The sequence below is a fragment of the Nitrosomonas sp. Nm51 genome, from assembly GCF_900111165.1.
GTDB lineage: Bacteria > Pseudomonadota > Gammaproteobacteria > Burkholderiales > Nitrosomonadaceae > Nitrosomonas.
The window spans coordinates 33,131-53,470 of record NZ_FOGH01000009.1; the positions used below are offsets into that span (position 1 = coordinate 33,131).

Here is a 20,340-nt window from a genome sequence, read left to right on the forward strand (position 1 = left end):
TTTCCAGTCATGTTAACTGGCGCTGCTTCCATGCCCTAAATGAAAATGTACGTATGATGTCTCCAAATCGTTTAATTTCACAACGCCGTAACAGTATTGGCGTCAACGTTGGTACCGTTAAAATCGGCGGAGGCGCGCCGGTTGTCGTGCAATCCATGACCAATACCGATACTGTCGATGAAACTGCAACCGTCGAGCAGGTATCGCAACTTGCGCGTGCCGGTTCTGAACTGGTACGTATCACAGTAAATACAGCCGAGGCGGCAAAAGCAGTCCCCGCTATACGACAGCGGTTGGATGATATGGGTTGCCATGTGCCGCTAGTCGGCGATTTTCATTTTAATGGACATAAACTGCTGACGAGTTATCCTGAATGTGCGCAATCCCTGGCTAAGTTTCGAATTAATCCCGGGAACGTTGGAAAAGGAAAAAAGCGCGACGAGCAGTTTGCTACCCTGATTGAGACAGCCTGTCGGTATGACAAGCCTATTCGTATCGGTGTTAATTGGGGCAGTCTGGATCAGGAAATGCTGGCGCGCATCATGGATGAAAATGCCGGCTCAAACGACCCGAAAGACGCGGCCTATGTGATGCGTGAGGCATTAATAACGTCTGCACTGGAAAGTGCTGCAAAAGCGGAAGAAATTGGACTGCCACGTAGCAGAATTGTACTGTCCTGCAAGGTCAGTGGCGTACAGGATTTGATCTCGGTTTATCGCGAACTTGCCCTGCGGTGTGATTATGCTCTACATCTGGGATTGACTGAGGCTGGAATGGGGTCCAAGGGAATTGTGGCTTCGGCAGCTGCTTTGGCGGTACTTTTACAAGAAGGCATTGGTGATACAATTCGTATTTCATTAACGCCGGAACCCGGCGGATCACGCTCGAGGGAAGTGATTGTTGCGCAGGAAATACTGCAAACCATGGGATTGCGTGCATTTGTGCCATTGGTTGCTGCATGCCCCGGGTGTGGGCGTACGACAAGTACATATTTTCAGGAATTGGCTGAAAGTATTCAAGGTTATGTGCGTGACGAAATGGTTGTCTGGCGTGATCAGTATGAAGGTGTGGAAAACATGTCGCTGGCGGTAATGGGATGCGTAGTGAACGGGCCTGGAGAAAGTAAACATGCCAATATTGGTATCAGTTTGCCGGGTTCTGGCGAAAGTCCGGTGGCACCGGTCTATGTGGATGGCGAAAAAACGGTCACTTTAAAGGGCGATAATATAGCGGGTGAATTCCGTCAGATTGTCGAAAACTATGTTCGGGAAAAATATCCTAAGAAAGCTGGGTAATGGCTAAAGTTGCGAAGGCAGTTCGCGGGATGAATGATATTCTTCCCGAAGAAGCGCATCAGTGGCAATTTTTCGAACGGACTGTACAAGATTGGCTGGCTATGTATGGTTATCGCTCTATACGAACGCCTATAGTCGAACACACTGATTTATTTGTTCGCTCCATTGGTGAGGTGACTGATATTGTTGAAAAAGAGATGTACAGTTTCGTTGATCACCTCAACAATGACAGACTGGCGCTGCGGCCAGAAGGCACTGCTTCCTGCGTTCGGGCTGTCATCGAACACAATCTGTTGTATGAAGGACCGCAGCGCCTTTCCTATTCCGGAGCAATGTTCCGGCATGAAAGACCACAAAAAGGGCGTTACCGACAGTTTCATCAAGTCGGTGTAGAAGCACTGGGCTATTCCGGCCCGGATATAGATGTCGAATTAATTGTCATGTGCGCACGTCTGTGGCAAATGCTCGGTATCACCGGTCTGCGTCTTGAAATTGGCACACTGGGAAGTATGGAATCTAGGGCACTGCACCGGGCGAAGCTAATCAAATATTTTGAGCAAAACGTCAAACATTTGGATGAGGATGCCAGCAGGCGGTTGCATACAAACCCGTTGCGAATCCTGGACAGTAAAAATCCGAAAATGCAGTCGGTTATCGAACAGGCGCCCAGACTGATCGACGACTTGGATGAAGCGTCGCGTATTCACTTCGAAACGTTGCAGTTTATGCTGCGCGAGCAGGATGTTCAATTTGAAATCAATTTGCGCTTGGTCAGAGGGCTGGATTACTACAACCGTACGGTTTTTGAATGGGTTACTGATAGACTCGGGGCGCAAAGTACGGTTTGTGCTGGAGGCCGCTATGACGGGCTAATAGAGCAGATAGGCGGCAAACCAGCACCTGCTTGTGGGTTTGCCATGGGTGTAGAACGTTTGCTGGCATTGGTGCATCAATGTGGCAAAGAAATAATGCCACCGATTCCCGATGCCTATATTGTGCATCAGGGCAAACAAGCTATGAGTTTCGCATGGAAAACCGCGGAACTGTTACGTGAAGCAGGCTGTCAGGTCATTCTGCATTGCGGAGGTGGCGGCTTTAAATCACAGATGAAAAAAGCGGATGTCAGCGGTGCACGTTATGCAATCATTATTGGTGATGATGAAGCATTGGCGGGAGAAGTCACTTTAAAGCCTTTACGCGTGGCTACCGATCAAACCAGAATAGATTTGCATGCAATTGGTGATTTGATAAAAACATAGCAGGCATGTTGTTTGTTTTGGCAGACTGACTAAAACAAAACATGAGATTTAAACAGATATTGATTGTGTTTGAATTTTGATGTGAACAGAGATTCTTTCAGGATAATACAATGGCGACATATAATCGAGAAGAAGAAGAAAAAATTGAAGGCATTAAAGCATGGTGGGACAAGTATGGAACTATTATAACAATAGTTTTGGCGACAATGGTTGCAACCATCGGTGCCACGCAGGTATGGAAATATTATCAGCAACAACAAGCGCATCAGGCGGCCGATTTATATGCTTTGTTGAAGCAGGTTCAGTCAACTCAAGATATTGAGAAAATCGGCGATGCCGCATATTTGTTAACAGAAGGATATCCGTCCAGCGGGTATGCGCCGCGTGCCGCACTGATAGCCGCTAAGGCCAGTGTGGATGCAGGTGACATGCAACGCGCAAAACAGCAACTAGAATGGATACTTGATCATGCCAAAGAACCCGAGATGAGAGATTTGGCCAGGTTGAGACTTGCCAGTGTTTTATTGGATGAAGAAAACTACAGCGAAGCCTTACGGCATTTAAACGCTGAGCATTTAGATTCTTTCTCCGGTTTGTATGCTGATTTAAAAGGTGATGTTTTGCTGGCGTCAGGAGAAACGGAAGAGGCCCGTTTATCTTATCAAGCGGCCATTGATAAACTGAATAAAAATAACAGTTATTTCAATATCGTCCAAATGAAACTGGATGCACTGGGTGAATCAGAATAATCGATTGTATACTATTGAGAACCAGCGTGCTTGGACGAAGCAGATCATTATGGGTTTTATTTTTGGTATTCCTATTAAACGGTTGCAGTAGTCTGCCATTACCATTCGATCCCCGTATATTTGATTCGCTGGGATATCAAATTACCGAACTCTTTGAAGGAGAAGAAAAAGAAGTAATCGATGAGGCGGAATTGGAAGCATTGAATGCACTTGATGAAATTCCGCTTCTATGGAAAAACCGCGTCGGTGATAGCGAAGTATCCCGTTTTATTGTTGCCTATGAAAATGATGCTGTTTATGTGGCTGACGAAGAAGGCCGGTTGACCAGACTGGAACCGGAGACAGGCGAGAAAATCTGGGATGTTAAGACTAAAAATCCGTTTTCAGCCGGTGTCGGAGTCGGAGAAGGTACGGTACTGGTAGGAACGTCTAAAGGTGAAGTGTTTGCCTTCAATGAATCGGGCCATACGGTATGGAAGGCACAAGTCAGTAGTGAAGTACTAGGTCCTCCCCAGGTTAAAGACAATATGGTCGTTGTACGTACGGCCGATGGACGGATTTATGGTCTCGATGCGCTGGATGGCAGTCGCAAATGGTTTTTTCAAGGTGCAACGCCTGCTCTGACAGTGCGCAGTTCAGCGGGGGTGGCCATTACGCAAGGTGCGGTATTTGCAGGATTTGCCGGTGGCAAATTAGTAGGGATGAGTCTGTTTACCGGGAATGTGGGTTGGGAGGCCGTGGTATCACAACCGCGGGGTGTGACCGAGTTAGAGCGAATGACTGATATTACCAGTTCACCGGCTGTCGACGACCGCCTGATTTGTGCCGTTGCTTATCAGGGGCGAGTGGGCTGTTTTCAGATTATCGACGGAACACAGATTTGGGCGCGTGAATCATCCAGTAGTGCGGGACTGGCAATGGACAGCGATTATGTTTATGTTTCCGAAGATAATGGTGTATTGGCTGCCTACGACAAAAGAAGCGGTGCCGGTATGTGGAAGCAGGTGCGGTTGGGCAGCAAAAATTTAACCGCACCTTTGGTAGCTGGTCACGTTGTAGTGATTGGTGATGATAAAGGTTACGTCAATATTCTGAGAAATTATGATGGCGTGGTGTTGGCACGTGCAGCAACGGATGGCAGTGCTATTTTATCGCGCCCGCAGCGCATTCCTGACGGATTTGTCGTGCAGACTGTTGAAGGCGGTATATTTGCCTTCAGCACACAGTTATAAATTTTCCCGTTCATTTAAGCAAAGGTATTAACGATGCCGTTGTGTCTGCCTATGGTAATCCCACCTTCCCGGCTTGTGTCAGAATTATTATGTGCGCTAATTACGGGTGTATTCCTATCTGGATGATTTGCCTGCTGTTCAGCTTTATCCTGCTGTTGAAATGATTCAGCTCCGACCATGACATCCCCAAGCTGAATACCACTTTCAGCCATTAATTCACGTAATCTCGGTAAGGCCGCCTCTATCGCTTCGCGTACTGCCAAATGTGGCGATACAAATTGGGCCGATGCTTGCGTGCCGTTGTCATTTGTAAGATTTAACATGATTTCCACCGGGCCGAGGTGGGCCGGATTCAGGCGAAGTTCAGCAAACTGATGCTGCTGGCTGGCAAGCCAAACGATTTTTTGCGTGAACTCACCATTCCATTTGGGTTGTCCGATTTGAGCGTCAATATCGATATGTTGCGAGGCAGTTGCATGCGTGGCGGTTTGAGAAAGTGTTTGTGACAAGTTATTTAATCCAGTTTGGAATATTGTATCTGAATCTGTTTGAAGAAGTGAACTGGCTTCGGTCAGCCTTGCCAGAAAGTCACCGGCATCTGTTGAAAATTCTGAAATTTTGTCACTACTACTGGTAACATTCGCTGCTTGTAATAATTGTCCCCAATCCTGATTTCCCAACAGGCTTTGCATTGTATCAATCGAAAATTGCGGCATACTTCCGTTGCGAGCTGTGTTAACTGGGTTTGCATTATTTAGTAAGCCGCCGTTTCCTAAATTATTACCGGAGAGATTGGATAGGAACGGCAATTTCTTGCCGTCACCGGCAGAATTGTCTGCTTGTGATAGTTGTTGCCATGGGTATTGGTTCGTTGGCATTCTGTGTTTATCGTTCTGCTGTATCTCCGATTGAGACTGCAAAAGTATCGAGGTCGAGACTGAAGCGTGTCCGAGGTTTGTGTTATTTGCATGTATCCCTGACTGATTAGGTGATATTCCTGGCACCTGTACTGTCTGCAGCGGTGGTATTATTGTGTTATCGGTGTTGTTTTCTGTTAATTCGATTTGCGCTGTGTCATTTTCTTGGCTTGACTCTTGCGCAAGGTCAGACTTTGTTTGAGACGATGATTTTGCTGTATTGCCGGAATCTGAGTTATCGGTTTTATTAACTGTATTTTCTTTGCTTTCGGTGTTGCCGGCTGATTTTGCATCGACGCTATTTGCGTTTCCTGGGTCGCGGTCAGTTGCTGCCGGTTGTTTTTTATTTTCGACTTCACGCGCCAGAACGTTGTCAAATTGTTTTCCTTCAGTCTCGTTGGACTCATTGGTGCGTATCAAATCAGTACGATTGACTGCTGGCTGCTTTGTCGGTATCTGTGCTTGAATGGGAAAGGATGAATTTAACATAGTTGATCTCATTAAAATTGTTGGTGTTTATTCTGTAGTTAAGCAATGCCTGTACCAAGCTGTTAGTGTATGTGGCGTCATTTGGTTGAATTTGAATTGCGATGGGCAAACCGGTTACTGGTAAATTCATCAAGCGCTTTTTGCTCTATTTTTTTTTGCCGTGTATTTTCCGATTCCTGATGGCGCTGAAATAATGTGGCGTAGGCGTTAAGTTTACGTTGACAGGATTGATATTCGCCGCTGCCAGTCTTGCGGTTGTTTTCTGTGTATTCGACTGCTAATCGCTGCTCAGAAATGGCATTATCGAGCTTGTTAATAAATGTGGTGAAATTTTGCCACTCAACATGCCCCATACCACTTTGTATAGCATTTTGCAAACGGTCCTGATAGCTTTGCCGGTACTGTAGTAATAAATTAAGTTTTCTTTCGGCTTCCAGGTGTTGATAATTCAGTCTTCCCAGATTTTTCGCCGAATCGTCGCTCTGTTTCTGTGCAAGATTCAGCAATTTTATTAATGGCGACATATCCGGCATGTGTGGCTCGTATCGTTACTGGTTGTCTTGATTATTAAAGAGTGCAAACAAATTTCTAATGCTGTTGTCGTAATTTTCCCGCTGCGCCATGCCTTGTTGCAAAAAGTGACTTAGCGCCGGATAAATTTTAATTGCCCGGTCAAGTACCGGATCGGAACCTGAAACATAAGCGCCGACACTGATCAGGTCGTGGTTGCGTTGATAATGCGAATAAATATTTTTAAATTTTCTTGCAGTCTCGAGGTGTTCCATTGATACAATGTTGGCCATGACACGGCTGATGGATGCCTCAGTATCAATTGCCGGGTAGTGGCCGGATTCCGCCAGTCGGCGTGAAAGTACAATATGCCCGTCTAAAATAGCGCGCGCACTGTCGGCTATTGGATCATTGTGGTCATCTCCCTCGGTAAGAACAGTATAAAAAGCGGTAATTGAACCGCTGTCATGCTTGCCATTACCCGCACGCTCGACCAGTTGGGGTAGCCGCGCAAATACAGAAGGTGGGTACCCCTTTGTGGCTGGCGGCTCGCCGATGGCCAGTGCAATCTCTCTTTGTGCCATGGCATAACGTGTCAGCGAATCCATTATCAGCAGAACATGCTTGCCTTCATCACGGAAAAACTCTGCAATCGCAGTGGCGTAGGCGGCGCCCTGAAGCCGGAGTAAGGGTGATGTATCAGCAGGTGCCGCAACAACTACTGAACGTGTAAGGCCTTCGTGCCCCAATATATTTTCTATGAATTCTTTTACTTCACGCCCGCGTTCTCCTATTAGGCCAACAACAATGACATCCGCAGCAGTGTAACGTGCCATCATGCCCAAAAGAACGCTTTTGCCGACACCGCTTCCGGCAAAAAGTCCCATGCGTTGTCCCCGGCCAACGGTCAATAATGTATTGATTGCGCGTACGCCAACGTCAAGTGGCTGGCAGACCGGTGTTCGTTCCAATGGATTAAACGGTCTGCTGTAAAGCGGAACGCTTTTCTCGGTTTCGATTAAACCTAAATGATCGAGTGGTTCGCCGAGTCCGTTGAGTACACGCCCGAGCAATCCTTCGCCGACATTAACATGCTTGGTTTGGTCAGAAGCGCGTCTTTGCGGATGCTGTTTTTTTCCAATTTTAGGCGGCTCCGCCGCGACTTCGGTGGATATCACTTTTGCGCCGGGCGTTAATCCAAAAATTTCACTGGTTGGCATTAAGTACAGGCGTTCGTCTGAGAACCCGACAACTTCTGCTGATACATTGTTTCCATTGGATAAAAAAATGGTACAACTGCTGCCGATTGCCAGTTTAAGCCCGGTTGCCTCCATAACCAGTCCGGTAACGCGTGTAATGGTTCCATTCAGTAAGACCGGTTTTGAAGCCGTGACGAGTTGATTGCAATTATTTAAATAATTGCGCCAATTTTCATGATGATTGTGCATTTGAAAATTATTGATCGATCCAGTCATTATTTTCACCAATGGCCGCCAGTGCACGTCGCCACCGCGTTTCTAAACTTGCGTCAATTTCGCTTCCATCCGCCTCTAAACGGCAGCCGCCACGCTCCTGATGTGTGTCTTCGTGAATTGTCCAGCTTTCTTGTGGCGACTTTTCCGACAGGTATTGACGAATGATTTTTGCGTCCTCCGGGTTGAGAAAAAGGCGTAGACGCTGTTCGGAACCGGGAAGGTGACGGGCTGCCTCCTTAACAATGGGCAAGATTAATTCGGGGTGTATGGTAAGTGCCTGCGTGATCATTTTTTTGGTTAAACTAATCGCCAGCGCTAAAATATCTTGTGCAATTTGCTGTTCAATTGATTGGATTTGCTCATTCAGGTTATTAAATACGGAATTGATTTGATTGAGTTCTGCCTTAACCTCTGATTCACCTTGCTGCCTCCCCTCTTGGTGACCGTGACTCCGGCCTTCTTGAAAACCATTTTTATAGCCTTCTTCATAACCTTGTTTGAGACCGTCTTCCTTTGCTGCTTGAATTACAGATTCGGTTTCCTGTGTTACGGCAGATGGGGCAGGATTCTGGGCTGAAACGCATGATTGCGGATTCTCGGCGGATGCTTCCGCGATGGGTATGTCAAACGTGTCCAGCTTCCAGCGCTCGTATGATGCCAGCTTAGCTTTTGGAATAACAGTGGTTGTATTCATCTGGATGCTTCCGGTTTTTTTATGTAAATGGCGTGCCGTTGAACGAAGACAGTTTTAGCGGATCATGTGAAATAACCGGTAGACTGTGTTGCAACGTATGTTAAATATAACTGTCATCCCCTTTGCCGCCTAAGGCAATCTGTCCGCTCTCGGCCAGCTGACGCAGCACCTTGAGTATTTCTTTTTGTTCGGCTTCAACTTCAGATACGCGTACAGGTCCTTTGCTTTCTATATCTTCTTTCAGGGATTCTACAGCCCGCTTGGACATGTTCCGGAAAACTTTTTCGCGGATTTCTTCTTGCGAGCCTTTCAGTGCAATGACCAGAGATTCCGACTGAACTTCTCTGAGTAACAGTTGAATGCCCTGATCATCGATATCCACCAGGTTATCGAACACAAACATTTCATCCATAATCTGCTGCGCCAGTTCTTCGTCGTATTGTCTGATATTATCGATTACACTGGTCTCCTGAACTGTGGGCACATAGTTAAGGATTTCCGCCGCGGCACGGACGCCGCCCATAGGTGCTTTCCGGATATTGTTACTACCAGACAACAACTTGGTCAGCACATCGTTAAGTTCCCGCAACGCATCGGGTTGAATGCTGTCCAGCGTTGCAATGCGCAGTAATGTATCATTGCGCAGGCGTTCCGCAAAAAGGCTGAGTATTTCGCTGGCATGATCGCGTTCAAGATGCACAAGAATGGTGGCGATGATCTGCGGATGCTCGTTTTTAATAAGTTCAGCTATCGATGGCGCATCCATCCACTTCAATCCTTCGATTCCACTGGTGTCGCCACCATGTAGAATCCGGTCGATAAGATTGGCGGCTTTTTCGTCGCCTAGCGCATTGGTTAATACCTTGCGGATATAGTCACTCGCGCCTTGACCCAATGCAGTTTTTCCATTGGCCTGTGTATTAAATTCTTCAATGACATGCTCGATTTCACCTTGGGTAATGTTGTTCAGGCCGGACATGGCGCTGCCAAGTTTTTGAACTTCTTTGGGCGACAAAAACTTGAAAACCGAAGCTGCTTCATCTTCGCCGAGCGACATGAGCAGTATTGCACTTTTTTTCAAACCCATGTCATCCATTGCCATTGACCCACTCTTTGACAACATTGGCAACAATCGCCGGCTCGTCGATAGCCAGCTGCTTGGCTTTCTGAAGATTTTTATCAAATACTTCTTTTCTGATTGATTCTTCAGAAGGTTTTTTATTCAACAAAGGTGTTCCATCCTCGGCAAGTTGCACCGGCTGCTTTGATGCATTGGCGGCTGCAGTGCTATCCGTCAATTCTGCGGTCTTTTTCTTGTCCTGCTCAGTATCTTGCGTCAATGATCTGAGAAATGGACGTAGAATTTTTAGCAAAAAGAACAGTACAATCGCGGCAATTAATAATTGTTTCCCGGCTTCCTGTGCCAGCGCGATAATTTCCGGATCATTCCATAGCGGTATATTCTTTAGCGCATGGTCTGAATCGGTAAATAAATTATTGGTAACCGTTAAGGTGTCGCCACGCTCCTCATTAAAACCCATTGCGTCTTTTACCAGCTCATTAATTTCCTGAATTTCTTTATTGGATAGTGGTGAATGCGTGACATTACCTTCCTCGTCAATTGTTTTACGGTAATTGACAACTACGGCAGCTGACAAACGCTTAATGTTGCCGGTAGGCAGATGCGTATGTTGAACCGTTTTATCGACTTCATAATTGATGGTTGATTCTTTACGTTGATCAGTCGGCAGCGGTTCTGGTTTTATACCGTCGGCCGCGTCTTCATCATTAATCTCGATAGGCGCAATTGCCGGTTCAGGTGGTCGATTGGTTAATGCACCCGGAATGCCGCCATCAATTTTGTTACCGGTTGAAACCGACTCCATTGTTTGCTGGCTGCGAATTGATGCCGCTTCGGTATCCGTATTATTCGGACGGTAAATTTCCTCGGCACGCTCGATTCTGGAGAAATCCAGATCGGCAGTGACCTGAGCGCGTACATTTGCAGCACCGGTAATCGGTGACAGTATCGCTTCGATACGTTTTGTATAGCTTTCTTCAAGCTCGTGTATATACTCCAGCTGTTTGGCGTCGAGTTTAGATTCATTTTTGGGACGTTCCTGACCGCTGAGCAAATTACCATCCTGATCAACAACAGTGACATTCTTAACGGGCAGATTGGGAATACTGCTGGAAACAAGATGGACAATAGCGCTGACCTGTTCTTCTCTAAGTATTCTGCCCGGATATAAATTCAGCAATACTGAAACACTGGGTTTTTGTCTTTCTCTGGCAAAAACGGATGGTTTGGAAATGGCCAGGTGTACACGTGCGCTTTGCACTGCTGAAAGAGACTGTACGGATCGCGACAATTCCCCTTCCAGGGCGCGTTGATAATTGACCTGTTCGAGAAATTGACTGATGCCGAATTTCTGATTTTCCATTAATTCAAACCCGACCAGCCCCCCTCGCGGTAATCCCTGGCCTGCCAGGCGTATGCGTGCTTCATGCACCTGGTCACTGGGTATCAGTATTGCGCCACTATTGTGTGAAAATTTGTATGGAACATTTCCTTGTTGCAGTACGCTGATAATTTCGGCGCCATCCTGATCGGAGATATTTGAGTAAAGTACCCGGTAATCGGGTGACTGGCTCCACATCCAGGCGGCGGCAAGCAACGCAATGCTTGCCGCCGCAGCGAGCATAACTCCCAGTTTTTTCTGGCTGGGCAGCTGATTGAATTTGCCTAATACAGAAGCCATGCCGGGCGGTGGAATTTTTGCTGTGTTGGTTTCGTTAGGTACTGTGGCCACAAATATACTCCTGCTCAACTTGCAAGATTATTGTTGATAAAAATTGTTTTAAACATTATTAGTGATGCAATTAGTCGTTTGCTTATACGTCTTTTGGTCGTCAAAAATCGACTGATGCCGCGTAATGATATCCAATCTGGATTACATTCTCAGCGAACGTATTATCAAGAATTCTCATTTTTCTTGAATGCTCAAATAAAGCAAATTTGCTTGTCTTATTCTAGCCATAACAATACTTTCCTTTAATGCTATGCTGCGCTTCATCATCAGCAATTGTTATTGAATTTCGAATATAGATGTCAATCACATGAATGTAGCCGAACCATTGCCGGATATGCCGGGCCAGGAACAGTTGGAAGTTGCATCCACTGTATTTAATGCGGCCTCTGAACAGCTGTCGGGCGCGTATCGGGATTTGCAGCTGCAGGTGGAGCGGTTGACGCGTGAGCTGATGCTGGCTAATGGCGGACTGCACCGGCAATTGGCGGCGAAAGAAGCGTTATCTCAGAAACTGGCTTTGTTATTGCGTGCATTGCCTGGCGGTGTCATTGCATTGGACCCCGATGCATGTGATATGTCTGAGATGGTCAAGCGCAAAAAATTCAGGGAAGATTTATATTACCGTTTAAACGTTTTTCCGATTGAAGTGCCGGCGCTAAGACAAAGACCGCTTGATATCGAGCCGTTGGCACGGCGTTTTGTGAAATGGATTAAGATGGTCGCACAGCATTGCTGTGCCCGCAGCCTGTCGCAGGATGCAATTAACATTCTTACGCACTATCACTGGCCTGACAATGTTCTGGAACTTGAAAACGTGATGCAGCGCGCCATACTACCGGTTGCCGGCACTAATTCCCGGCAGACTGATATTTCTGTAGAAGCTGCATCACTGGATATGAAAGCGCTGGAGCGCAAGCATATTCTGGATACACTTCGGCATAAATCACAGCCATTGTGTCGGGGAATTCTGAAATTAGGGTTTTAATTATGGATAGATCTGGAATTGATAATGTATTTGAACAATTAAATGCGGCCTCAGCACTGACCTCAGGTGTAAAGAAACCGGAAGAAAATAATGAAACAGCCGGGGTTGACTTCAGCGGGACATTAAAAGCCGCGATCGACAAGGTCAATGACGTACAGCAGACAGCGGGGCAGCTAAGCAGGGACTTTGTCAGCGGCGATTCCGATACGGACCTGCATGAAGTGATGATTTCATTGCAAAAGGCCAATGTATCTTTCCAGTCCATGGTACAGGTTCGTAATAAACTCGTCACGGCTTATCAGGAAATAATGAATATGCAGGTCTGAATTTGAACGAGGGCATTCATAATTCTGTGTCAACCTAACGCCTAACGCGCTTCGCTTGTTGAGTCACTTCAACCGATCACCCAGACAGCGATCGTTTTCAGCGGCGATATAAAATTCGGCAACGAATTTACAAATCCAGTGCAGCATCCAAGCGGCCCTCAAAATATATCGCCAGTTGGGACAATGTCAAATTCCAGTTTGGAAATGGCATTGCCTATTTTCTGCTGGCGTTCTTGATACCAACGTACAATAATTTCAACAGACTGATTTTATTTGGAAATACGTCTTTGATCTTGGTTGATTTCCGAAACTGACGAGGCACCGCTTCATTGGCGTTGGTTGTATACATTATGCGGCGTATCGGCTCAGGGTATTTGAAGAATACCGATGAATTGTCCCATTTGCTTCGCCATGATTCGATCATAGTAGGATACTGTTTTCCCCATTTTGCCTCCAGTGTATCAAGCGCACTCTCGGCGGCTTTTTTGGTCTGGTTGCCTTTCAGACTCAAGATATAGTCCGCGTCTTGCCGGACAATCTGGCTGGTTATTTTCTTCTGGCAACCCATCGCATCAATTGCGATCACCGTTCCTGTAAGATCCAGACGGGAAAGCAGTTTGGGAATGGCCGTAATTTCATTGGATTTTTCACCCACTTGAGCCTGACCCAAAACCAGACTATTGCGCTGCGCCCATGCGCTAACCATATGGATCGCCGCCTTTTTTGGAACCCTGTCAATACTACGCCTGGTCATGTTAGGTATCCAGCTTGACACTGACAATACTTTAATGTAGAAAGTGTTGGTGTTTAGAGAAAATTATTTATTGTCAAATAAAATCAAATTCTAGTGACTGGAAGATCAGGCAGAATACTTTTGGTTTTAATCATGTTTTGGTTGCCATTGCAAGGAGCGTTTGCTTTTGGGCAGTTGCCGTGCGTACATGAAGAAAATACAGTTAATAAAATCAATGCCGTTGATGCTCCTCCTATAACTGATGGCCACCAGCATGCGCTTCATTTCAAAGAAACAAGTAACACGGCTTCCGGCCAAGAATGTGAGGTGGACACCTTATGTCATGTAAGCTGCAGCACTTATATACCTTCTATACTTTCTGATCCATCCTCCCCCGATTGCATTTCCTGTAATTTCTCGGTTACAGCTCAATCAGATTCGTTTATACCTGAACAATTTCAACGCCCTCCTCTCGCATAATTCACCCTGAGCAGTAACAAGAAACCCACTGGCTTAAAGGTGGTTAGGCGCTATCTATTATATTGAGCTTGATGGATTTCATCGGTGGCCGAATAAATTTCATTCTGATCCTGGCTAGATGCACGACAAAAGCATTTGACAGGTTAAGGCATAGTTTCCTTCACGTTAAGGAGCCGTGAATAAATAAGCGTGACAATTGGGCGCGTCTGGCGGGATGCAAGGCGAGAGGTGAGTCATCAAGCTACGGCGGCGGCGAACAACGCCGCAGTGTGCCCGCCAGATGCGAACCAGGTGTTACAGTTATTTATGAACGACTCCTAAGGCTTTTATATTACGAGTATGGCGCATTATGTTTTCACTTCTTATTATTCTAAACAGCGTTACTTTAGGTTTGTTGTTACTTGTAAACGATGTGTTCGCCGGAGCAGACCATGATTTTTTAACACTAAAATCGGCGACAGAAATAGCGATCCGGAACAATCCGGATTTGGCGCAAATGCGCGCGCGCGCCGAGGCAATGGCAGCGATCCCGCCACAGGCAGGCACGCTGCCTGATCCTGAAATCAGTTTCAGTGCTGCAAATCTGCCTGTCGATACATTCAATACTGCTCAGGTGGACATGACGCAAATCGGCCCGGGCATTTCGCAGGTAATCCCTTTTCCGGGAAAACTGGCATTACGCAGCTCAGCGGCAAGTTTTGAAGCAAAAGCTGCATTCGAGAATGTAACGGAAGCGCGGTGGTGGTTACTCAGTAACGTTAAACAGGTCTGGTGGCAAATTTTCTACCTGGACCATGCGCTACAAGTCGTAAAAGACAATCAGCTGCTGCTGGAGCAGTTTATTCAGATCACACGTACAAAATATGAAGTGGGTGAAGGGCTGCAGCAAGATATTTTATTGGCACAACTGGAACTGTCCAAACTACTGGATCAACAGCTCAGGCTGGAGGGCGCGCGACATAATTCCGTTGCGAAACTGAATGTATTACTGGATAGAGCTGCCAACCAATCAATAACATTACTTGAAGAAATAGCAGAAGAATTGCCGGCCATTCTTTCTGAAACGGCATTGTACCAACTGGCCGAACACTCCAGAGCTCTGCTGGCATCGAAACATGAGTCTGTCAATGCTGCAAGGGCCCGTGTTGATCTGGCTAAAAAAGATTTTTATCCGGACTTTAAGTTACGGGCTTCTTATGGATTCCGGCGTGACAACCCAGCAGGTATTGATCGGGATGATTTTTTAACCCTTGGTTTGAGTATGAACGTTCCGATTTTTTTGGACCGCAAGCAAGCGAAGGCAGTCGATCAGCGAAACAGTGAGTTGATGCAGCAGAAATATATGCTACAGGACGAATGGAATAAGGTGCGTGCCGAGATCTCACAAAGCTATAGCGATTTTCAACGCGCCTCGAAACAGACGGTATTGTTCAAAACCGGGATTATTCCTCAGGCAAGACAGACTGTGGCATCCATGCTGGTTGGTTATCAGGTCAACAAAGTCGATTTTTTGAATCTGGTCCGCAGCCAGATTACTTTATTAAATAATGAGCTGCAATATTGGAGTGCTTTTGCTGAAGCCAATCAGGCTTTGGCAAAATTAGTGGCCGCAGTTGGCAAGGAAGAAATTTATGAATAAACCATTAATAATCGTTGCTGTTGTGATGTTGATAATAGGTGTCGGTGGGGGCTGGTTGGCTAACGATTATATACAGCCGGCGGTCACACAGCACCAGCAGGGAAACAGCCAGGCTGTGCACTCGGAACAAAACAGGCAACCGCTTTTCTACCGTAACCCGATGAATCCATTGATTACCTCTCCCGTTCCCGCAAAAGATACAATGGGCATGGACTATATACCGGTTTACGCCGACAATAACGGTGAAGACGGTCAGCCAGCGGGTACAGTCAAAATTGATCCGGTCGTTGCGCAAAATATAGGGGTGCGTACTGCGATTGTTAAAAGAGACGTGCTGTCGCATATCGTTCGAACAGTCGGCCGGGTGGGCTATGATGAAGAACGTATCGTTCGGTTACATCCTAAAGTCGAAGGGTGGATTGAAACCATGCGTGTAGACAAAACCGGTGAGGAGGTTAGGAAGAATCAGAATTTACTGAGTATTTATTCTCCCCAGCTGGTTGTCAGCCAGCAGGAATATGTCCTGGCCTTAAACCATCTTCACATACTAAAACAAAGTCCCATTGCAGACATTCGCCGCGGTGCGGAAGAACTGGCCAGCAGCGCGCTCGAACGGCTAAAACTCCTGGATGTTCCGCAACATCAACTGCATGATCTGACACAAGACCATAACATACATAAAACCTTGCATATTCATAGCCCGGCTTCCGGCATTGTGGTTAATGTAGGCGCCCGAGAAGGCCAATACGTGACGCCAGCTACTGAGATTTACATGATCGCTGACTTGTCCGCAGTCTGGGTATATGCCGATATCTACGAAAATGAATTGCCCTGGGTGCAATTGGGCGATCTGGTTGAAATGCGGCTGGCAGGCATTCCCGGACGTGTTTTCAGAGGACACCTGGCCTTCATTTACCCATATGCCGAAGCCAAAACACGCACAATCAAAGTGCGTCTTGATTTTAAAAATACCGAATCGTTATTAAAACCGGACATGTTCGCCGAAGTGTCAATCTATGCAAGCAAACAAAAAAGTGCATTAGTGATTCCGTCCGAGGCGGTCATCCGTTCAGGCACACGCGACAAGGTACTGGTTGCGCGTGGCGCTGGAAAATTTGAACCGCGGACAATTACAACAGGCGTGGCAGCTGATGGAAAAGTGGTTGTGCTGCATGGATTGAATGAAGGTGAGGAAGTCGTTACTTCATCCCAGTTCCTGATTGATTCTGAATCCAGTTTGCGTGAAGCCACAGCCAAAATGATAAAACCGGGACTAAAAGAAAAAGACTCCAGACCCAACCCGTTACAGATAGAGGAAGGACCGCATCAACATGATTAATGCCATCATCAATGGATCGCTAAATAATCGTTTTATGGTTCTGCTGGCGGTAGTTGTACTGGCAGCGGCAGGATACTGGTCTTTTAAAAATATTTCGTTAGACGCTATTCCAGACCTGTCGGATGTACAGGTCATTGTGTTTACTGAATACCCCGGACAAGCACCCCAGGTAGTGGAGGATCAGGTTACCTATCCGTTGACCACAGCGATGCTGGCGGTGCCGCATGCAAAAGTGGTGCGCGGTTATTCTTTCTTTGGACTGTCATTCGTTTATATCATTTTCGAAGATGATACCGATATGTATTGGGCCAGGTCCAGGGTGCTGGAATACCTCAACTATGCTAATGCACGGCTGCCGCAGGGGGTCAGTCCATCACTGGGACCGGATGCAACCGGTGTCGGCTGGATTTACGAATATGCACTGGTTGATCGAACGGGCAAGCACGACCTGGCGCAATTGCGTTCCATACAGGACTGGTATTTACGCTACCCGTTGCAAACAGTACCGGGCGTGTCAGAAGTCGCGTCAGTCGGCGGTTACGTCAAACAATATCAGATAGAAGTTAACCCGAATGCATTACTCGCCTATGGTATTCCCTTGTCCAAAGTGAAATATGCCATTCAACGCTCGAATAATGATGTCGGCGGCAGAGTAGTCGAAATGGCCGAAACTGAGTATATGGTACGTGGTTTAGGCTATATCCAATCGCTTGATGATATCAGAAGCATTCCGGTTGGTGTGGACGCCAATGGCACGCCCATCCGCCTGGAAGACGTCGCGCAGGTACAAATCGGCCCCGAGCTGCGCCGAGGTGTCGTCGAGTTAGACGGTGAAGGCGAAGTCGCCGGTGGTATTGTCATCATGCGTTATGGTGATAACGCGCAGGCGACCATACTGGGAGTGCGTGAAAAACTGAATGGACTCAAGCAAGGGTTACCGGAAGGTGTCGAGATTATTCCTGTCTATGACCGTGGCGCATTGATTGAACGCGCGGTAGCTACATTAAATACAGTGCTGGTCCAGGAATTGATTATCGTTTGTGTACTGGTTGGCTTGTTTTTACTGCACCTGCGTTCGTCACTGGTCATTGTTATTACACTGCCACTGGCTGTATTGATGGCATTTATTGTTATGAAATGGCAGGGCATCAATGCCAATATCATGTCTTTAGGGGGCATTGCCATCGCGATTGGCGACATGGTCGATGGCGCCATTGTGATGGTGGAGAACGCCCATAAACATCTGAGTGAAGCAGTCGCCAGGAAAAAGGCCGGGTTAACCAAAAGAGAACGTTGGCAGGCCATAGGCAAAGCTTCCCGTGAGGTAGGGCCCTCACTGTTCTTTTCATTACTCATCATTACCGTATCATTTATACCTGTTTTTGCGATGGAAGCACAGGAAGGCCGGCTGTTCAGTCCACTGGCCTATACCAAATCCTATGCGATGGCCGCAGCAGCCATCCTAACTATTACCGTTATACCCGTATTGATGGGTTATTTTATTCGCGGCAAAATTATTCCCGAGCAAAAAAATCCTGCCAACCGCTTCTTGCATTTCATTCATTCGCCGATACTCAAGCTGGCCATGCGCTGGCGGGCAGTGACATTGGTACTGGCCATGCTGCTATTGGCTTCAACCTTTTATCCGTTATCCAAAATCGGCAGTGAGTTTATGCCGCCGCTGGATGAGGGCGATATACTCTACATGCCCAGTACATTCCCCGGCATTTCCATCACCAAAGCTAAAGAGCTTTTGCAACAAACTGATAAGATCATTAAGACCTTCCCTGAAGTGCACCATGTCTTTGGGAAAGTCGGTCGCGCCGAAACCGCAACGGACCCTGCCCCCTTATCGATGATAGAAACGACCGTTCGGCTTAAACCCCGCTCGGAATGGCCCGATCCAAACAAAACTACGCAAGAACTGATGTCTGAAATGGATCGGGCCATTAATTTCCCCGGCGTAGCCAACGCCTGGACCATGCCAATCAAAACACGTATCGATATGCTGTCGACCGGTATTAAAACACCTGTCGGCATCAAAGTTTCCGGGCCTGACCTGGACAAATTGCAGCAATTGTCTGAACAGATTGAACAAGTCATGAAGACCATGCCGGAAACACTATCTGCTTTTGGCGACCGGGCCGCTGGCGGATATTATCTGGACTTCGATATCAAACGCGATGAATCCGCCCGTTATGGTTTAACGGTGGGCGACGTTCAAGACGTGATTCAAAGTGCAATTGGCGGCATGAACATTACTGAAACGGTAGAAGGCCTGGAACGTTATCCTGTCAATCTGCGTTATCCACGTGAATTGCGGGATGATCTGGAGAGTCTGAAGCGTACGTTGATTCCTACCCCAATCGGCGCGCAAATCCCGCTGTCACTGGTGGCCGATCTTACGCTAAGGCGTGGCCCGCCTTCAATTAAAAGTGAAGATGCGCGTCCTAATGCCTGGATTTATGTAGACCTCAAAACCGCTGACATCGGCGGTTTTGTGACAAAAGCAAAAACGCTTATTGAAAACCAGGTGAGGCTTCCTGCTGGCTACACCATCAGCTGGTCCGGTCAGTTCGAATACATGGAGCGGGCTGCAGAAAAACTTCGCATTATAGTGCCGTTAACACTTGTACTGATTTTCTTTTTACTCTACCTGACCTTTCGCAACATGGTTGAACCTATTATCGTGATGCTGACCGTTCCTTTCGGTCTTATTGGTGGCATATGGTTAGTATACGGTCTCGGATTTAATCTTTCTGTCGCGGTCTATGTTGGTTTTATAGCGCTGGCCGGGACGGCTGCCGAAACGGGCGTGATGGTATTAAATTTTATCGATATCGAAATTGCCAGATTGCGCAAACGAAAACAGACGCTGCTATCTCCTTCTGAAATCAAAGAAGCGGTTGAAGCGGCGACAGCTATGCGTGTGCGGCCAGTTTCAATTACAGCATTCTCTACTATGATCGGCTTAATACCCATCATGATGGCCACCGGCAGCGGCGCAGATGTCACCCATCGCATTGCGGCGCCGGTATTAGGCGGTATGTTTACAGTACTTATTCTGACGCTGCTGGTGTTTCCAGTCATCTACAGTCTGGTGCTGCAATTCCAGGAAGAGCGCAAGCAATTTGTCTCGTAACGCTTGGCGAAATGACCGCACCTGAATATCCAGTATAGGCCATGGTATCCACCGAATGTCTGGGAGTTATATGAAATGCATGGCAATGTTTGGGAATGGTATTGGGACCGGTATGATGATTATCCGTCAGAGTCCGTGGCTTCTCCGCAAGGTCCGCGAAACCGAAGGCGGGCGCGTGTTGCGCGGCGGCTTTCGTCTTGCCCGAGGTCATGAGCTCAAGCCGGTCAGAGTTTTAGGTAGTTTGACGTTTGTTTATGGTGCAA

At 47.0% G+C, this 20,340-nt stretch carries 16 protein-coding genes and 1 pseudogene; 10 read left to right on the forward strand and 7 right to left on the reverse strand.

What is annotated here, in order from left to right; genetic code table 11:
- Window positions 1-56: 56 nt before the first annotated feature.
- The 4 genes from ispG to bamB all read left to right on the forward strand — a co-directional run bounded on the left by ispG (window position 57) and on the right by bamB (window position 4,535).
- A complete protein-coding gene (gene ispG, locus BMY60_RS05160) occupies window positions 57-1,295 on the forward strand; it encodes a flavodoxin-dependent (E)-4-hydroxy-3-methylbut-2-enyl-diphosphate synthase (protein ID WP_090331917.1) in 1,239 nt (412 codons plus the stop codon).
- Window positions 1,295-2,554 carry a histidine--tRNA ligase gene (gene hisS, locus BMY60_RS05165; protein ID WP_090331839.1) on the forward strand — a complete coding sequence of 420 codons (1,260 nt, stop codon included), beginning with the start codon at window positions 1,295-1,297 and terminating at the stop codon, window positions 2,552-2,554. Before ispG ends, hisS begins: the two co-directional genes overlap by 1 nt.
- A 110-nt stretch (window positions 2,555-2,664) precedes the next feature.
- A complete protein-coding gene (locus BMY60_RS05170; RefSeq protein WP_090331842.1) occupies window positions 2,665-3,303 on the forward strand; it encodes a tetratricopeptide repeat protein in 639 nt (212 codons plus the stop codon).
- 26 nt (window positions 3,304-3,329) lie between these two features.
- Complete coding sequence (gene bamB, locus BMY60_RS05175; protein ID WP_090331844.1) at window positions 3,330-4,535, forward strand: outer membrane protein assembly factor BamB; 1,206 nt, start codon at window positions 3,330-3,332, stop codon at window positions 4,533-4,535.
- 14 nt (window positions 4,536-4,549) lie between these two features.
- Here bamB and BMY60_RS05180 read toward each other — a convergent pair whose 3' ends face one another.
- The 6 genes from BMY60_RS05180 to fliF all read right to left on the reverse strand — a co-directional run bounded on the left by BMY60_RS05180 (window position 4,550) and on the right by fliF (window position 11,433).
- Entirely contained in the window at window positions 4,550-5,872 is a 1,323-nt protein-coding gene (locus BMY60_RS05180; RefSeq protein WP_177166589.1) for a flagellar hook-length control protein FliK, read from the reverse strand.
- Between the two features lie 146 nt (window positions 5,873-6,018).
- Window positions 6,019-6,474, reverse strand: coding sequence for a flagellar export protein FliJ (gene fliJ / locus BMY60_RS05185; protein ID WP_090331848.1), 456 nt, complete (start codon window positions 6,472-6,474; stop codon window positions 6,019-6,021).
- A gap of 15 nt (window positions 6,475-6,489) precedes the next feature.
- A complete protein-coding gene (gene fliI, locus BMY60_RS05190) occupies window positions 6,490-7,926 on the reverse strand; it encodes a flagellar protein export ATPase FliI (RefSeq protein ID WP_256250702.1) in 1,437 nt (478 codons plus the stop codon).
- Window positions 7,907-8,620 carry a flagellar assembly protein FliH gene (locus BMY60_RS05195; RefSeq protein ID WP_090331850.1) on the reverse strand — a complete coding sequence of 238 codons (714 nt, stop codon included), beginning with the start codon at window positions 8,618-8,620 and terminating at the stop codon, window positions 7,907-7,909. The genes fliI and BMY60_RS05195 overlap by 20 nt, the downstream gene beginning before the upstream one ends.
- 100 nt (window positions 8,621-8,720) lie before the next feature.
- Window positions 8,721-9,716 carry a flagellar motor switch protein FliG gene (gene fliG, locus BMY60_RS05200; RefSeq protein WP_090331921.1) on the reverse strand — a complete coding sequence of 332 codons (996 nt, stop codon included), beginning with the start codon at window positions 9,714-9,716 and terminating at the stop codon, window positions 8,721-8,723.
- Window positions 9,709-11,433, reverse strand: a complete 1,725-nt coding sequence (fliF, locus tag BMY60_RS05205) for a flagellar basal-body MS-ring/collar protein FliF (RefSeq protein WP_090331852.1) — start codon at window positions 11,431-11,433, stop codon at window positions 9,709-9,711. Before fliF ends, fliG begins: the two co-directional genes overlap by 8 nt.
- Window positions 11,434-11,740: 307 nt before the next feature.
- Between fliF and BMY60_RS15660 the strand changes: the two genes are divergently transcribed.
- Together BMY60_RS15660 and fliE are read left to right on the forward strand one after the other, a co-directional pair.
- Window positions 11,741-12,418 (forward strand): AAA-type ATPase lid domain-containing protein, encoded by a 678-nt coding sequence (locus tag BMY60_RS15660; RefSeq protein WP_177166590.1) that lies wholly within the window; start codon window positions 11,741-11,743, stop codon window positions 12,416-12,418.
- Window positions 12,419-12,420: 2 nt separating this feature from the next.
- A complete protein-coding gene (gene fliE, locus BMY60_RS05215) occupies window positions 12,421-12,744 on the forward strand; it encodes a flagellar hook-basal body complex protein FliE (protein WP_090331854.1) in 324 nt (107 codons plus the stop codon).
- 127 nt (window positions 12,745-12,871) lie between these two features.
- Here fliE and BMY60_RS05220 read toward each other — a convergent pair.
- Window positions 12,872-13,492 (reverse strand): annotated as a pseudogene (locus tag BMY60_RS05220) (ISAs1 family transposase); the annotation flags it as partial.
- Between the two features lie 814 nt (window positions 13,493-14,306).
- Between BMY60_RS05220 and BMY60_RS05225 the strand changes: the two are divergent.
- The 4 genes from BMY60_RS05225 (at window position 14,307) to BMY60_RS05240 (ending at window position 20,290) form a co-directional block, all read left to right on the forward strand.
- A complete protein-coding gene (locus tag BMY60_RS05225) occupies window positions 14,307-15,596 on the forward strand; it encodes a TolC family protein (protein ID WP_090331857.1) in 1,290 nt (429 codons plus the stop codon).
- Complete coding sequence (locus tag BMY60_RS05230) at window positions 15,589-16,935, forward strand: efflux RND transporter periplasmic adaptor subunit (protein WP_090331859.1); 1,347 nt, start codon at window positions 15,589-15,591, stop codon at window positions 16,933-16,935. The genes BMY60_RS05225 and BMY60_RS05230 overlap by 8 nt, the downstream gene beginning before the upstream one ends.
- Window positions 16,928-20,077 (forward strand): efflux RND transporter permease subunit, encoded by a 3,150-nt coding sequence (locus BMY60_RS05235; RefSeq protein ID WP_090331861.1) that lies wholly within the window; start codon window positions 16,928-16,930, stop codon window positions 20,075-20,077. The genes BMY60_RS05230 and BMY60_RS05235 overlap by 8 nt, the downstream gene beginning before the upstream one ends.
- Window positions 20,078-20,152: 75 nt before the next feature.
- Complete coding sequence (locus BMY60_RS05240; RefSeq protein WP_218141623.1) at window positions 20,153-20,290, forward strand: hypothetical protein; 138 nt, start codon at window positions 20,153-20,155, stop codon at window positions 20,288-20,290.
- The last annotated feature ends 50 nt before the right edge of the window (window positions 20,291-20,340 follow it).

Excerpts from the sequence above, each read along its gene's own strand:
- fliE (WP_090331854.1), top strand. The coding sequence starts at position 12,421 with ATGGATAGATCTGGAATTGATAATGTATTTGAACAATTAAATGCGGCC.
- fliI (WP_256250702.1), bottom strand. The coding sequence starts at position 7,926 with ATGACTGGATCGATCAATAATTTTCAAATGCACAATCATCATGAAAAT.
- fliG (WP_090331921.1), bottom strand. The coding sequence starts at position 9,716 with ATGGATGACATGGGTTTGAAAAAAAGTGCAATACTGCTCATGTCGCTC.
- BMY60_RS05235 (WP_090331861.1), top strand. The coding sequence starts at position 16,928 with ATGATTAATGCCATCATCAATGGATCGCTAAATAATCGTTTTATGGTT.
- hisS (WP_090331839.1), top strand. The coding sequence starts at position 1,295 with ATGGCTAAAGTTGCGAAGGCAGTTCGCGGGATGAATGATATTCTTCCC.
- BMY60_RS05170 (WP_090331842.1), top strand. The coding sequence starts at position 2,665 with ATGGCGACATATAATCGAGAAGAAGAAGAAAAAATTGAAGGCATTAAA.
- ispG (WP_090331917.1), top strand. The coding sequence starts at position 57 with ATGTCTCCAAATCGTTTAATTTCACAACGCCGTAACAGTATTGGCGTC.
- BMY60_RS05240 (WP_218141623.1), top strand. The coding sequence starts at position 20,153 with ATGCATGGCAATGTTTGGGAATGGTATTGGGACCGGTATGATGATTAT.
- BMY60_RS05225 (WP_090331857.1), top strand. The coding sequence starts at position 14,307 with ATGTTTTCACTTCTTATTATTCTAAACAGCGTTACTTTAGGTTTGTTG.
- BMY60_RS05230 (WP_090331859.1), top strand. The coding sequence starts at position 15,589 with ATGAATAAACCATTAATAATCGTTGCTGTTGTGATGTTGATAATAGGT.
- fliJ (WP_090331848.1), bottom strand. The coding sequence starts at position 6,474 with ATGCCGGATATGTCGCCATTAATAAAATTGCTGAATCTTGCACAGAAA.
- BMY60_RS05195 (WP_090331850.1), bottom strand. The coding sequence starts at position 8,620 with ATGAATACAACCACTGTTATTCCAAAAGCTAAGCTGGCATCATACGAG.
- BMY60_RS15660 (WP_177166590.1), top strand. The coding sequence starts at position 11,741 with ATGAATGTAGCCGAACCATTGCCGGATATGCCGGGCCAGGAACAGTTG.